This window comes from Rothia dentocariosa ATCC 17931 (assembly GCF_000164695.2).
GTDB lineage: Bacteria > Actinomycetota > Actinomycetes > Actinomycetales > Micrococcaceae > Rothia > Rothia dentocariosa.
Genome location: NC_014643.1, coordinates 609,540 through 623,285 on the forward strand (window position 1 = coordinate 609,540; position 13,746 = coordinate 623,285).

Below are 13,746 nucleotides of genomic sequence, written 5' to 3' on the forward strand. Positions count from 1 at the left end.
TCTCGTGCCACTGAAACCTGTTGATCGTCTTCCTCACTCGCTGTCGCTGCGAACCCAGCTGGTGCTGGTGACCTCGGTGCTCATTGCGCTTGCCATCGCGGTCACCTCGCTCGTGGCGATTTCGGCATTGCGCGCCCAAATGGTGCATCAGCTCGACGAAGAGATGAAGGCGAGCTCTTCCTCGCTCGTTTCCTCCGTCGGGACCTCACAGACCCGGCAGGACGGGGCGGTCGGCTCGTACCGGGTCTATGTACTCGATCAGCACGGAAACGTGCTGTACTCGATTGCGGGAGCCGATCAACAGGCGGAAAACGAGCCGGTTCTCACCGGCTGGGACTCCGAAAAGGTCAAGAAATACCACGAAACCGGCACGACCGTAAACTCGCGGACAGGCTCTAACGACTGGCGTATTATGCCGATTTCTTTGGAGTCTTCAACCAACGGCCAGGCATCTTCAATGGTGATTGCCCTGCCGTTGAAGCAGACGAACCAGGTGGTCGCGCTGGTTGGGGTGCTGACCTTCGCGTTCGGGCTTGCCACACTCGCCGCCGCGATCGCGATGACCTGGGTTATTGTGACCCGCACCTTCGAACCGCTGGCGCGCGTGGAGCAGACCGCCGCGAAGATTGCCGCCGGGGATCTCTCGCAGCGCATCGAGGATTACAACCCCAGCAACGAGATCGGCAACCTGGCAATCTCACTGAATACTATGCTCGCGCAGATTGAGAGTTCGTTTAATGCGCAGGCGAAGTCAGAGGCGAAGATGCGTCGGTTCGTGGGAGATGCCTCGCACGAGCTGCGCACCCCGCTGGTGAGTATTCGCGGGTACTCCGAACTATACCGCCAGGGCGCCCTGCCCAATGACGAGGCCGTGGCAACCGCGATGGGGCGCATCGAGTCCGAGTCTAAGCGTATGGGCCAGCTGGTCGAGGATCTGCTCACGCTGGCGCGTATCGACGAACGCCGCGAATCTAAACTCGCCCCCTTCGATCTTTTCCACCTGGCGGTTGATGCCAGCAACGACGCCTACGCAACGTCGCCGGATCGTGAAGTCTCGCTTGTGGGCCTCACCGACGATGTAGCCCCCACAAGTGCACCCGTGATCGGCGATGAATCGCGGATGCGCCAGGTGGTCGCCAACCTGCTTACCAACGCGATGCGCTACACCCCGGCAGGTACCCCCTTAGAAATCGCGGTTGGCGTGCGCGAAGATGTTCCCGGATACCCGCTCTCGGTTATTGAGGTGCGCGATCACGGCCCGGGTATTCACGGTGAAGACCGCGAGCGCGTGTTCGAGCGTTTCTACCGCACCGATACCTCGCGTTCGCGTGAGACCGGCGGCACCGGGCTGGGGCTGTCGATTGTGGCTGCAATTTTGGAGCAGCACGACGGTTCTGTGCATATTGAGGAAACGTCCGGAGGCGGTGCGACCTTTGTGATTAGCCTGCCGTTCTATCCGGCGCCGGTGATGACCGATAACGGTGTTTCGCAGTAACCGCTGGGCGGGGATATAGTTCGTCATAGTTCGGTTGGCGCGGACGAGAAACCGCGTCCCATACCGGTTTTAAGACGCTCTCGGACTGTGGATAACCGGTTTTTATGTCCCGCGCGGGCAGTTATCCACAGACAGTAAGGTTCGCGGGCGCATCGCGGCGGGCGTTTCTCTAGGGTAGATGGTGAGCGCTGCACGGCACGGGATTCTACGGCAGAATTTCACGTGACCGGCAGCTTTCGAAAAAACCTTTACACCCTACCCAGGAGGAATATCATGGCACAGTTCGTCGTCGATTCAGAAACCATTGCGGCGAAGGCAGCCCAGGCGAAAACCCAGGTCGCTAACATTAGCGCCGAAGTTACCGGGATGACCGCATCCCTACAGGATTTGCAGGGTTCGTGGACGGGTTCGGCATCGACGAACTTTCAGGCGGTGCTTGATAATTGGCGCGGCACCCAGAAGCGTGTGGAAGAGTCGATTACCCAGATTAACGAGGCTCTTGACCGTGCGGGCGTGAACTATGCGGAGACTGAAAACGCGAACGCTGCGATGTTCGTGGGCTAGGTTCCAGAGCCGCACTATGTGCACTGAACTTTAATGAGATAGCATGCGGGGCTGCCGTGAAGGATTGATAGCGGACTTCACGGCAGCCCCGGTTTTTCTTAGGCGCAGATGATCTGGTGACGTCGGTTCCCGCGCGGGCTGCGCCGATTATGCGGGCAATGTGCGAGCTTAGGATGCGGTAGTCTCTTGCCTAAACCGCAGCCGCCAGCCGTTCGGGGCTGCCGTCGTGTCGTAATGCCACAGGCTCGAACGGTTGACTCGCCCGCGTGCCGTCTGCACTGCCGCCATGATGAGCACGTTATGATCATCGACAACCTGCACGCCCTGTTTGGCGGGGTTGCCCTGCTGGGTGAAGGCGCGCGCACGGTACGCAATGGTGTCGGCACGGCTAACGGAACGACCGGTTGCGGTCACCCATACCAGACGCTCGTGCAACAGCGCAGAAATCTCCGGTTCGCTCATGCTCCCGCCGCGCATCTCAAGCTCACGTTCGGCGTGCATGGCGTCTTCGGGGTTCGGGGCGGAAGGATCCGGTTGTGCAGGTACCGATGCGGCGATTTCCGTGGGGGCGGATGCAGGCTCTTCGGGCACGGCATTTTCCGTGACGCTTCCCTGAGAGTTGCTTTCTTGCTCGGCTTCCTCGAACTCTTCGCCTTCAAATTCTTCGTTCTCTTCGGCTTCTGATTCGGCGAGTTCCTGCTCGGCGAGCACTCGCTGCTGCACCTGCGCCTCGCGCTCTGCGGCACGTGCGGAGGCTTCGGCAAGTTTCGTTTTCCGCTCCTGCACCGCCTGCGGATCGGGGGCGGCAATGGCGGATGCAGACTTGAGAATCCCGTTGAGTTTCAGGGAGTCGAACCCCTGGCGTGCGCGTTCCACCTCGGTTTCGGTGAAGTCTTCGAGGCTCAGGTGCGCATCCGCAGCGAGAGTATCGGGGTCTTGGGCGTGGGCATGGTTCTCGGTTTCACGAGTTTGGGCGGCTTGGGTGCTCGGGGTGCTCTGTTCACCTGCTGTATGCGGCGAACCGGGAAATCCCGGGCCGGTTTCGGGTTCTCGCCCCTCTTTGAAGGCCTGTGCGGCTGCGTTCGCGCGGGCATCTGCGGCCTCATTCAGCTCGTGCCCGGCATGCCCTTTAACCCAGACCATCTCGTAGTCCCTGCCGGTGCTTGCGGCATCGAGTGCTTCGAGCAGGTCACGGTTCTGCACGGGTTTACCGTCGGCCTTTTTCCAGCCGCGTTTCTTCCACCCGGGCATCCACTGGGTGAGGGAGTTAATCACGTACTGGCTGTCGCAGTAGATCAGAAGTTTGCTCTCGGCGCGATGGGCGGTCGCCTCAAACAGGTCGAGAACCGCCTTGATCTCGCCCATATTGTTGGTGCCGTGCTCCCAGCCCCCTGCCGCCCAGTGGTTCTCGTCAATGTACCATGCCCATCCGGCTGGCCCGGGATTACCAAGCGCGGAGCCGTCAGCCGCCGCAATAATCTGATTCTGCATGCTCTCGACTTTACCTTACACACTCGTAAAGCGCAGAGTGTGGCTTCAGTTCATGAAGCTAGAGGTTTCGTCACGTCGCGCAGGTTCCAAGCGGCAGGCGGGTAGACTTAGGGTATGACCATCCACTCTATATCTTCCGGGGATGCGGATGTTTCACGCACGCACATCAGTGTATTTACCCTGCCCACCCGCACCTTTACCGGTGGGTTAAGGTTCACGTGGCTTGATTATGTGGGCGAGGAAGCTCGGCGCAAGGCGGCGTCGATACACAGCCCGTCGGCCTCGGTGAGTTACCTGGCGACTGAAGCCCTCATGCGGGCGTTGGCTGCGCCTCGGCTGGGTATTTCGGGGCGGAGTGCACGCACGATCACGGTGGATCGGTCATGTCGGCTCTGCACGAGCGGGAAACCGCACGGTAAGCCGCGCATTACGGGCGTAAATTTCAATATGTCGCAGGTGCCTTCGCTGGCGGCGGGTGGTTTTTGTGCGCAGCAGCAGGTGGTTCTCGGTATTGATCTTGAGGCGGTTCAGGCCTCACTTTTTCCGGGTTTCGCGCGGGTTGCGCTCACCATCGACGAACGCGCCGCCTATGAGTCCCTACCGCCAGGCCAGCAGCAGGCAGCGGGGGTTGCCATCTGGACCGCGAAGGAGGCGGTGCTCAAGGCAACCGGGCACGGGCTGAGCGTTTCACCACAGACGGTACAGATTGAATGCGACGATGCTACCTTGGCGATGGTCAGCGCCCTGTGTGAACCGGCAAACCCGCTGGATGCGCCGGGTAGACAGGATCGCCCCTGCGAGCATGAGCTTTCGGTGAGTCCGCGGGTAAGTGTGCGTGCCACGCTCACTCTGCCCGAAGACTCAGATACGTCAACAGAGGAGACGTCGGCCGGCGGTGAGGACGCCGGTAAACATCAGACCCCGAAAAACCGCGATATATCGGGCGAAAACACCCCTACAAATAGCGAGCGCTCGTTCTTTATTACCTGGTCGGTGCTGACGCTCAGCCCGGTAGCGCATCCAACGGCTGATACGGCGGGGCGGGCGGCGCATCCCGAACGGTTCCTGCTGGCGGTGGCAACCGAAGACACCGTTCCCGTGGTGGATGTGCACTCGGTCGCCACACCGCTGGATGTTAAGCGTCTGCTGGAACCACCTGCGGCAGCGTATTAATGCCCAGTGCGCGCCCGAAGCTGCCCAGTTTCGTGCCGGTTTCGGTGTGTTCCAGCACCGGGTCTGACTCAGCCACAATACCCGCGCCCGCGTAGAGGATGGCGGTTTGCGCATCAACCTCAGCACAGCGCAGCACAAGCGCCCACTGACCGCTTCCGTCTGCGTTCATATAGCCGATGAGCCCACCAAAATAGTCGCGGCTAAACGGCTCAAGTTCGGCGATCATACGCCGCGCGGCCTCGGTGGGGGCACCGCAAATCGCAGGAGTCGGGTGAATGGCACGCGCACCATCCAGGCAGGTCATACCCCGTTTGAGCACACCCGAGATGGGGGTGCCCAAATGCCACAGCTGCGGGGTCTGCAGAAGCGAAGGCGCCTCAGGAATAGTGAGCTGGCGAGTCATGGGTTCCAGCTGCGCCCGAATATCGGCGATAACGGTCGCATGCTCGCCACGGTCCTTACGCGAAGCCATAAGTCTCTGCCCAAGAGCCTCATCCTCGGCGCTTCCATGCTCGGCGATGCGCGGCGCACTGCCCGCCAACGGGTGCGTTTTGAAGGCGCTGCCCTCCCCGGTGTCGGGTTCGGTACTGAAAATCAGTTCCGGCGAGGCACCCATCAGATACGGATGCTCTAACCCGCGGTGATCCTGCGGCAGCTTAACGCTAAAAACAAAGGTGTTGGGCTGCTGGGCGCGCAGGTTGTTGTAGACCCCGGCAAGGTCGAGGGTGCCCGGCGCATAATCGGCGCGCAGCAGGCGAGAGAGCACAACCTTATCCAGCTGATGCGCCTTCATACGCTCAACGGCGGTCGCCACCGCCTGCCGGTACCCGGGGTTTTCGCGGCCCTCAATCTGCTTTGGCTCGGCGAGCGTAACCTCGTGCTCGGGCACTGGAATGTCGTCGATCTGCAGGCGTTCGGGCACAAAAAGATGCGCGGGGGCGTTCGGGTCGAAAGGAATCAGACCGACCACGGCGGTACCGGCGGCTTCGGCGGCAGCGCGCGCATCCTCAAGGGTGACCTGGCGCAGGGAACCGGCGGTGCGCATCACACGGGTGCCGGTGGCAAACATAAAATCAGGAAGATTATTGCTCACTGATAACGCCTTTCGGGTCTGTTAGAAGGTTGCGCCGCCATCGGCAACAATATTTTGCATGGTGATATGCCGTGAGGCATCGCTGATGAGGAAGGCATTCACCGCCGCAATATCGGCGGGGTCGGCGATGCGCCCGAGCGGAATTCCCAGGCGGAAGGTCTCGGGGCTGCCCGCCACGGGTAGGGCGCTGAGGTCTTCGCCGTTCCAGGCGTCGGTCACCATGGGGGTGCGGGTGGTGCCGGGGCAGACCGTGTTCACGCGAATGCCGTGGCGCGCCAGCTGCAGCCCAAAGCTTGACGATACGCGCACCGCCGAGGCTTTCGAGGCCCCGTAAGCACCAAACTCGGCGCGGGGCACGCGGGCGGCGTTGGAGGCGACCGTCACCAGCGAACGCGTGTTCTCGGGCGATGTCTGTATCTGCTCAATCATAACGCGCGCGAACTCACGCAGGCACAGGAAAACGCCGTCAGCATTGACCGCATGCAGCCGTTTCCAGTCTTCAAAAGAGGTCTCTAAGAGCGGTTTGCTATGCACGATTCCCGCCGCCAAGACGGCGCCTTGGATAGGTTCACCCACCTCAGCGGCGGCATGTGCGAGCGCCCGCACCGATTCTTCGTCGCTCACGTTGACGGAGCGGTAGCGGAAGATGGCGTCGCCGTAGGCGGCGAATGATTCGTGCGGTTTGTTCGCCAGATCAGCGGCATACACCGAACAGTTATTCTTGATGAGTTCGTGCACGGTTGCCGCGCCGATTCCGCCGTTTGCGCCGGTCACGATAACCCAGCTCATACGCATACCTTCCGGAGTTCCGGCTCGTCTGCCGTGACGAGGTCACTGGCGTTGATGTGCTCCAGCACCTCGGCGGTGTTAAGCACGCGGGAGCATCGACCCGAGGCGTATTCGCAGGCCATGCGGTGCTCTTTTTCGGTGAAGTCGGCGAGCGCATCCGCCACCATGAAGGGCTGAATATCGCGCATGAACGCTTCAAGGGCGGTGGTCAGGCAGCCGATATGTGCGTATATGCCACCGATGATGAGCTGATCGCGCCCGAGGTCTTTGAGCTGCTCTTCGAGTGGGGAACGCGCGAAGGCGGAGTAGCGCCATTTGGTGAGCACGGTATCAGCTTCGGTGGGGGCGAGTTCGTCGAGGATCCGGGCGTTTTCGTCGTCCTGCAGGCCGTCGCCCCAGAAGTCGGTCAGCAGGCGCCTGTCGGCGGGATTCTGGCGGGGTGGTTGGGCGGTGTAGTAGACCGGTATGTTCGCCGCGTGTGCCGCATCTAGTAGGCGGCGAATATTGGCAATAGCAATATTGATTTGAGCGTCTGGGAGGGGTTGTCCGTCGCGTTCCAGTTCAAAGGCGCGCACGAAATAGCGCTGCATATCGTGCACGAGAAGCGCGGAACGCGCGGGATCGACCCGCCAGTTTACACGGTTTTGATGCTCCTGTTCGCGGTACGAATAGGGGGCAATCTTGGGTAGCGCCATATGATCTCCTCCTGCCATTGAGTTACAACAGCTTAGGGGGTTCTTAATAGAACGTTTGTCTGTCTGCAAGTACTATATTAGGTCATCCTTAGCTAACAGATATAGACACCCCGTAACTAAACGAGCTTCCCAACCCGCCGTCGCATCATGACAGCACGGGTTGGGAAGCTCACAGGCACCCCAAAGTTTCCTTTTATTTCAAAGGTAAAGTTTAATTCACAGGCACCGCATTCGCCAAAACCTCATTCAGGCCTTCGGTAATCGAAGGGTGGGTGTAAATTTCATCACGTAGCTGCGATGCCGTAATATTGTGGCGCATTGCCAACGCCACAAGGTTGATAACCTCCATAGACTCGACCACCAGCAGCTGAGCGCCGAGAATCTGGTCAGTCTCGGCATCAATCACAAACTTCATGATGCCGCGCGGGTTCTCCAGGGTCTTCGCACGCGGCATGGCGGCGATAGCGGCAACAGGCTTGGCGGCAACCTTGATGGTGTGACCGGCAGCGAGCGCATCACGCTCAGTCAGGCCGACGGAAGAGAGCGGCGGGTTCATGTAGATGGTTGCGGCAACCGCCTGGCGATCCTTCGTGGAGCGAGAACCATCGCCAAGCAGCTGCGAGAGCACCACGCGGTAGTCATCCAGCGAAATGTAGGTGAACTGCGGGCCGCCGTTGACATCGCCGAGCGCAAAAATATTCGGTGCCGTGGTGCGCAGGTGCTCGTCGACAGCGATTGCGCCGTGCTCGGTGGTTTCGATGCTCGTGTTCTCAAGCCCCAGCCCCTCGGTGGCGGGTTTACGCCCGGTTGCGACCATCACGTAATCCACCTCAAGGTGCTTGGATGCACCCTCAGAGTCCAGGTAATTCACGGTCACGGAGTCGGCGTTATCGGTAACGGTCTCTATGCGAACGCCCGCGTGAGCGGTAATGCCTTGGTCGGCAATAATCTCGCGTGCTGCCTGGGCGACGTCGTCATCGTAACGCCCGAAAAGCGCGGGAGCGCCTTCAAGCAGGGTTACTTCGGTGCCGTAAGAGGAGAAAATACCGGCGAACTCGACGCCAATAGGGCCTCCGCCGATAATGCCCAGGCGCTTCGGGCGCGGGGTGAGCTTCTGCAGCTCGGTAGAGGTGAGCACGCGCTTCGATTCGCGGGCGCCCGGGATGGGCGGGATAGTCGCCACGGCACCGGTGTTGATGATAAAGCAGTCGGCGGTGACGACCAGTTTGTCCTCGCCCGCGGTGACCTCGACCTCGGTATCTGAGAGGAACCGCGCGTGACCGTCAATAAGTTTGGCGGTGGCATTCGATTCGAGGATTTCGCGGTTCTTCGCGCGCATGGCACCGGTGAGTTTGTCACGGAAAATCACGGCGCTCTCGTAGGCGGCATCCGCAGCTTCGGCGTTCTTTTCGCCGCTGGCACGGAATTCGTCAGCCCGGTGCACAAGCGCCTTGGTGGGCACGCACCCGATATTGATGCAGGTGCCGCCGTACATGTTTGAGGACTGCTCGATCAGGGCTACGTTCTTGCCGGTTTTCGCGTAGGCGCCAGCAAGGGTTTTGCCGCCCTTGCCGAAGCCGATAACGACCATATCGAAGTGAAGGCGCGCGGTAGTCATAGTGTTCTCCCGGTGAAGTTTGAGGTGTTTATAATTCGTGTCTGGTGTTCCGGTGAACTTCAACAGGCGGCGTATGGCATTTATTCCTGGTTTTTGCAAGAAAACATTAAGTTTTTTGACGCTGCGCTGGGGGCGGGTCGTCTACCTTATCTTATGCAACCTAAAAAGAGCCTTTATGTGAACAAAGCGTTGGAAATCCCACTTTATTCACATAAAGGCTCTTTTTAGACTCGGCAGCGGGGGCGCAAGCTACCGCGACACCACGCTTACGCGCTCGCGCTGATGCTCCCCCGACTCAATAAGGTCAAGCACGGCGATCGCGAAATCCGCATAGCTGATTTCGCTCTGCCCGGCGGCATTCATCGTTAGCACATCGCCTGCCAGCTGGTATTCAGAGGTCTTCCACCATATCGAGCTCATACGTGGTTTGCAGGTTCAGCCAAAACTGCGGTGTTGTGCCGAAGTAGCGGGCAAGGCGCGCAGCTGTATCGGCTGTGATTCCTCGCTTGCCGTGCACGATCTCATTGATGCGCCGGGGCGGCACGCCGATTGCCACCGCCACCTTATTCTGGGTAATCCCGAACCCTTCAATGAAGTCTTCTAACAGGACTTCTCCGGGATGAATTGGCGCAATTTTGTCAGTGATAGTCAACGATCTCTACCTCCTCAGGTCCTAAATCGGTCCACCTAAAACATATTCTCCACTGATTATATTGTCTGCATATGACGTGTGGGGCGGCACGGTAAGTCGCAAAAGTGCATCCCATCCTGCGGGTTGCTTTGCGTTTCGCAGCTTAAATAGCCTCAAAATAGATGTGCCTCTGCGCCTTGAAATCTAGACTGGTGGTAGACGTTTTTACCCTCGCATGAAGGAGCCGCAATGGATGCCCGCGATGTTCTGCGTGAAGCCGCAAGCCGACCCGCAACTGAGGCGAAAGCCCTTGTAAACACTCTGCCAGAGGGGGTGTTGAACGCGCACGCTGGTGGGCATACGAATTCGATCGCCTGGCTGCTGTGGCATGCGGGGCGGCAGATGGATGTGCAGCTCGCGCAGCTGACCGGCAAGCCGCAGGTGTGGCATAGTCAGGGGTTCGACGCCCGCTTCAACTTGGGCGAGCTGGGCGATACGGTGGGCTACGGTCATACTGCGGAGCAGGCGCGTGCCGTCGTGGTGGAGGATGCCGCGTTGCTGGTCGAATATTTGGGTGCGACCACCGCGGCGTTGAGCGAGTATATCGCGGGTTTGAGCGAGGCTGATTTGGATGACGTGATTGATACGTCGTGGACTCCGCATGTGACGCGCGGGGTGCGGCTGGTGAGCATGATCGACGATGCCGCCCAGCACGTGGGGCAGGCGGCGTATGTGGTGGGTATTCTCGCGGGCGGGGCTGCCAGCTCGGACAAGGAGGGGTAGTGGCTGTTGGTACGAGTGGAACCGAGATATCTTCTATTAATAAAAAAGATTTTCCGAAGAAAGGTAATAAAATATTGAAAATTATTGATATCCTTCATGAGTTTTATGGTGATTTTGATTTCATTAAAGAAAAATGGAATGAGGACTATGAAGGTCTCCTTATTAAGACAAAGGAAGAGCAAAAATATAAAAGGTGTCGTTTAGCAAAGAGGACACCAAAAAAAGAAGGCTACTTTACAGTCTTTTGGAAAAAAGACCAAAATAATAATAATGTTCCTTATACTAATGAAGACTTGGGTGATGAACTTGTTATTGTCGTAATCGACAGCTACAATAGTGGGCTATTTATTATTCCGAAAGAGGTGGCAGTTAATAAAAGGATTCTCTCTACAAGGGATAGTAAAGGGAAAATGGCAATGCGTTTTTATCCACCTTGGTGTACAAATTTAAATAAAACAGCTCAGTCAACGCAAAAATGGCAGTTAGAATACTTTCGGAGTTATAAAATTGGGAATTAAGTATATTTGAAATAAATATTGGCAGAGGGCAGTGATATGAAAAAGTTAGAGAGTATTACAGGTGCGGCCAGTTCGAGAGGGGTAGCGTAGTGACAGTCAGTACGGGCGGAGCCGATTGGCATGGTAGTGCAACCCCCGAGCAGGTCGCGACGGTTGAGTGTGTGTACCGTAACCATCGGAGCCTGCCGTATATTTCGCCGGAACGTAACCTGGCGGCGTGACTTGGTGAGGTGGAGCTGTCTTCGTCGAAGGCTGTTCCCGAAGTGGGCGCTTGAGCCGGTCGCCAACATTGAACCTTATGGTGGGTACCTGTTTGAGGTGACGGCGGGCGACATTATTCTGCTGTGGCGCATAAGCTTCAGTACCTTCAACACGCAGAGCTGGTTCCCGAAATATTTTGAGCACACCTACGGGATTGATGCGGCGTTCGACCTGCGGATGCTGGTTGAGGCCGGGTTCGTGAAGGTGGAGTCTGCCGCGAATTCTCTGGATTTGGTGACTGCCCCGGCGCTACGTAAAGCCCTGAAGGATGCGGCCGTGAGTGGGCTAAACAGCACGAAAAAGGCTAATTTGATGAGTTTAGCTCGGGAACGCCTCTCCCCCCGCCCAACTTGAGGATACGGTTCCCGTGCGATCCTACAAGCTCACCACCGCAGGACGGGCGCTCCTTGACGCCCGCCCCGAGGTGGTGGCTAAGCACCCGAAGAAGGGCTAGGGATCTACCTCGGGCTCTGCACAATTAACTTCTGTATTTGCAAGATCAGGATTGAATGTAGCTGTTACCCGAGTATTCCCTGGCAGAATTTGTTTATAAGAATTATTATCTTTATATTTTTTGCGCTTATTTAACTCTCTTAGTTTACTTTTATATTCAGTATAATAATCTAAAAATTCACCGTAGTCTGTTTCAGGAATTTCTGAGTTATCTATGCTCATTGAGTTCCTATAGAAAAATGCTTCTTCATATATTGCTTTAGCTTCAATCCATTTATACCAAGATTCGGCAAAGTACAAAACATTACCTACAGAGATTTTTGAAACCCCCAACGATTTTTGCCCAATATACTTAATAAATATTCGTCGAAGAAACCACCAAGTAGCAGGAATAAAAATAACTAAAGACAAATACCACACTATCCCTAACAGCTCAAATATATTATAATAACCCATATTATATTTTTTATTAAAAACTTCAATTAATCGAATTCCAGTGTATGATAATGCCCCTCCCCACAGTATCGACAAAACTACATAATGCAATATTTGAAGCGGATAATATACTAGTAATGAGTCTTTATTGTAACTGGAGAATAAAATCGGTAAAGGGTAAATAAAGAAGCATACCAGCGAGATAAGAAAATTTCCAATAAATCCCAATAAACATAACTTAAACAAAGGCACTGGATCATAAATTAAATCACTGACATATAGAGCAAGAATAGGAAAAATGAACAATAAAGAGATACAAAAATAATATATAATATAAATATATAAATATTTCCTCAGTGAGATATATCCTGAAAGTGATGCAAAGTATGAAAGATAGGGTTTATTGTATGAATAACTAGAGTAATATTTATAGAAACCTTCAGGTGCACTTTGCGATATGTCCTGGAAATCAAGTTTGTTTTTAATATTTATATTATTAAAAACTATTAAATCGTTCAATTTATCCTTCCACTGCCCTTCCAGAGAAAGACGATACTCTCCTGGCAAAGCGCTGATAACAAGCATAAAAGATGCAAAAAGAATTAGGGTAAGAAAAGATGGATTAAAATTCTCTACTGGATATTCATCAACAAGCATCTTATACACAGAATTCACAGAATGTGAAAATACTATAAAAGACACTATATATATTACTAAATTTGCAAATTTTTTATACGAAACTGCTCTTATCTGAGCATTCCTAGGTAATTCATCAATATCTTTAACTTCACCCCGTACATTTATGAATAAAGCGAGAACTAGAGCACAAAAACCTGTAAGTGTAGATTGATCAAGAGGGACGAACTTTGGAACAAAAGATATTACTTCGTGTGCACTGTAGTCCACATTTCCTGGTTCCAAGCGTCCGTTAAACCTAACAAATAGAGTAATATACCAAGTTGCAAAATATATACCTATATAAAATAAAAATACTTTTCCTGCATGCAATATTGACTTTAAAAGTAAATAATTTGCACGATTCCTGAGGATTTTATACTCATCGGTCACCAGACAAACCTCCGCGACTATGTATCTCGAACCTGTTATACATATTAGTTGTTCTGAAAACAATTTATTTAGTTAATATTCTCTTCTCCCATACTCTCCTATAACATCGATTCCTGTTGCCATATAATTAAGATCTTTAAGTATTCCTCCATATCCACCTTCAATACCTCCTATCAATTTAAATAGTTGTTTTCGTTCTTCCTTATTTTTTGCATTATTTAATATATCAATAGCCTTGCGGTGCGCAGATTTATATACGCTTTCTTTCTTTCCTGTTTCCTGAGAACTTTTAATGTCCTCCATTTTTATTTCCATATAAGAATTTTCGCTAATATATTTAATAATATTATTATACCTATTTCCATCTATGTCATACTTTCCTCCTGGGTTGGTTACAAAATATTTGGTTTTATTTTCCGAGTCACCGATGTATTTATAATCTATTTGCACGGCGATCATTAAATAAGGATATGTAGTTACTTCAACTTTTTCAGGGAAACTACTGCCATTTTCATAGAGTGGGTTCTCTACTACGCTAGTTTCAATATCTCGTGATCCATATTTTCCTTTAAAATAGTATGGAAGCTTAGATGTTACGATCTCCTCAGTCGTTTTTCCGCTCTTAATTTGTTCTTCTACATATGTATAGGATACAGGCTGTAAAAACATATGGGTCATA

15 protein-coding genes are annotated in these 13,746 nt (G+C 54.3%); 6 read left to right on the forward strand and 9 right to left on the reverse strand.

What is annotated here, in order from left to right; all coding sequences use genetic code 11:
• Positions 1–4: 4 nt before the first annotated feature.
• Complete coding sequence (locus tag HMPREF0733_RS02635; protein WP_013397835.1) at positions 5–1,495, forward strand: sensor histidine kinase; 1,491 nt, start codon at positions 5–7, stop codon at positions 1,493–1,495.
• 273 nt (positions 1,496–1,768) lie between these two features.
• Complete coding sequence (locus HMPREF0733_RS02640) at positions 1,769–2,059, forward strand: WXG100 family type VII secretion target (protein WP_004005567.1); 291 nt, start codon at positions 1,769–1,771, stop codon at positions 2,057–2,059.
• 168 nt (positions 2,060–2,227) lie between these two features.
• On the opposite strand, the gene HMPREF0733_RS02645 is transcribed toward HMPREF0733_RS02640, so the two are convergent.
• Complete coding sequence (locus tag HMPREF0733_RS02645; protein WP_013397836.1) at positions 2,228–3,550, reverse strand: ribonuclease H family protein; 1,323 nt, start codon at positions 3,548–3,550, stop codon at positions 2,228–2,230.
• 114 nt (positions 3,551–3,664) lie between these two features.
• Here HMPREF0733_RS02645 and HMPREF0733_RS02650 point away from each other — a divergent pair, with 114 nt between their 5' ends.
• Positions 3,665–4,723 (forward strand): 4'-phosphopantetheinyl transferase family protein, encoded by a 1,059-nt coding sequence (locus HMPREF0733_RS02650; protein ID WP_013397837.1) that lies wholly within the window; start codon positions 3,665–3,667, stop codon positions 4,721–4,723.
• Here HMPREF0733_RS02650 and HMPREF0733_RS02655 read toward each other — a convergent pair.
• The 6 genes from HMPREF0733_RS02655 to HMPREF0733_RS02680 form a co-directional block, all read right to left on the reverse strand.
• Positions 4,686–5,816 (reverse strand): isochorismate synthase, encoded by a 1,131-nt coding sequence (locus HMPREF0733_RS02655; RefSeq protein WP_013397838.1) that lies wholly within the window; start codon positions 5,814–5,816, stop codon positions 4,686–4,688. The two genes, HMPREF0733_RS02650 and HMPREF0733_RS02655, sit on opposite strands and share 38 nt — an antisense overlap.
• A 21-nt stretch (positions 5,817–5,837) precedes the next feature.
• Positions 5,838–6,605, reverse strand: coding sequence for an SDR family oxidoreductase (locus HMPREF0733_RS02660; protein WP_013397839.1), 768 nt, complete (start codon positions 6,603–6,605; stop codon positions 5,838–5,840).
• Positions 6,602–7,300 carry an isochorismatase family protein gene (locus HMPREF0733_RS02665; RefSeq protein WP_041321566.1) on the reverse strand — a complete coding sequence of 233 codons (699 nt, stop codon included), beginning with the start codon at positions 7,298–7,300 and terminating at the stop codon, positions 6,602–6,604. Before HMPREF0733_RS02665 ends, HMPREF0733_RS02660 begins: the two co-directional genes overlap by 4 nt.
• 211 nt (positions 7,301–7,511) lie before the next feature.
• Positions 7,512–8,918: an FAD-dependent oxidoreductase gene (locus tag HMPREF0733_RS02670; protein WP_013397841.1), complete on the reverse strand. Its 1,407-nt coding sequence runs from the start codon at positions 8,916–8,918 to the stop codon at positions 7,512–7,514.
• A 249-nt stretch (positions 8,919–9,167) separates the two neighbouring features.
• Complete coding sequence (locus HMPREF0733_RS10895; protein WP_244864801.1) at positions 9,168–9,338, reverse strand: NAD(P)-dependent oxidoreductase; 171 nt, start codon at positions 9,336–9,338, stop codon at positions 9,168–9,170.
• Positions 9,310–9,570, reverse strand: coding sequence for a HigA family addiction module antitoxin (locus HMPREF0733_RS02680; protein WP_013397843.1), 261 nt, complete (start codon positions 9,568–9,570; stop codon positions 9,310–9,312). The genes HMPREF0733_RS10895 and HMPREF0733_RS02680 overlap by 29 nt, the downstream gene beginning before the upstream one ends.
• Before the next feature lie 228 nt (positions 9,571–9,798).
• Here HMPREF0733_RS02680 and HMPREF0733_RS02685 point away from each other — a divergent pair, with 228 nt between their 5' ends.
• The 3 genes from HMPREF0733_RS02685 to HMPREF0733_RS02695 all read left to right on the forward strand — a co-directional run bounded on the left by HMPREF0733_RS02685 (position 9,799) and on the right by HMPREF0733_RS02695 (position 11,465).
• Positions 9,799–10,332: a mycothiol transferase gene (locus HMPREF0733_RS02685; RefSeq protein ID WP_013397844.1), complete on the forward strand. Its 534-nt coding sequence runs from the start codon at positions 9,799–9,801 to the stop codon at positions 10,330–10,332.
• A complete protein-coding gene (locus HMPREF0733_RS02690; RefSeq protein WP_013397845.1) occupies positions 10,332–10,850 on the forward strand; it encodes a MepB family protein in 519 nt (172 codons plus the stop codon). The genes HMPREF0733_RS02685 and HMPREF0733_RS02690 overlap by 1 nt, the downstream gene beginning before the upstream one ends.
• Positions 10,851–11,009: 159 nt before the next feature.
• The gene (locus tag HMPREF0733_RS02695) at positions 11,010–11,465 is read left to right on the forward strand and encodes a hypothetical protein (RefSeq protein WP_169310254.1); all 456 of its coding nucleotides are present in this window, start codon (positions 11,010–11,012) and stop codon (positions 11,463–11,465) included.
• A 96-nt stretch (positions 11,466–11,561) separates the two neighbouring features.
• Here the strand turns inward: HMPREF0733_RS02695 and HMPREF0733_RS02700 are convergent, their stop codons facing one another.
• Together HMPREF0733_RS02700 and HMPREF0733_RS02705 are read right to left on the reverse strand one after the other, a co-directional pair.
• Positions 11,562–13,067, reverse strand: a complete 1,506-nt coding sequence (locus HMPREF0733_RS02700) for a hypothetical protein (protein WP_115333543.1) — start codon at positions 13,065–13,067, stop codon at positions 11,562–11,564.
• A gap of 72 nt (positions 13,068–13,139) precedes the next feature.
• A complete protein-coding gene (locus HMPREF0733_RS02705; RefSeq protein ID WP_013397849.1) occupies positions 13,140–13,745 on the reverse strand; it encodes a hypothetical protein in 606 nt (201 codons plus the stop codon).
• Position 13,746: the final 1 nt, after the last annotated feature.

Bases quoted from the DNA above. Each gene is read 5' to 3' on its own strand.
- HMPREF0733_RS02640 (WP_004005567.1), top strand. From the start codon at position 1,769: ATGGCACAGTTCGTCGTCGATTCAGAAACCATTGCGGCGAAGGCAGCC.
- HMPREF0733_RS02645 (WP_013397836.1), bottom strand. From the start codon at position 3,550: ATGCAGAATCAGATTATTGCGGCGGCTGACGGCTCCGCGCTTGGTAAT.
- HMPREF0733_RS02650 (WP_013397837.1), top strand. From the start codon at position 3,665: ATGACCATCCACTCTATATCTTCCGGGGATGCGGATGTTTCACGCACG.
- HMPREF0733_RS02660 (WP_013397839.1), bottom strand. From the start codon at position 6,605: ATGAGCTGGGTTATCGTGACCGGCGCAAACGGCGGAATCGGCGCGGCA.
- HMPREF0733_RS02665 (WP_041321566.1), bottom strand. From the start codon at position 7,300: ATGGCGCTACCCAAGATTGCCCCCTATTCGTACCGCGAACAGGAGCAT.
- HMPREF0733_RS02670 (WP_013397841.1), bottom strand. From the start codon at position 8,918: ATGACTACCGCGCGCCTTCACTTCGATATGGTCGTTATCGGCTTCGGC.
- HMPREF0733_RS10895 (WP_244864801.1), bottom strand. From the start codon at position 9,338: ATGAGCTCGATATGGTGGAAGACCTCTGAATACCAGCTGGCAGGCGAT.
- HMPREF0733_RS02685 (WP_013397844.1), top strand. From the start codon at position 9,799: ATGGATGCCCGCGATGTTCTGCGTGAAGCCGCAAGCCGACCCGCAACT.
- HMPREF0733_RS02705 (WP_013397849.1), bottom strand. From the start codon at position 13,745: ATGACCCATATGTTTTTACAGCCTGTATCCTATACATATGTAGAAGAA.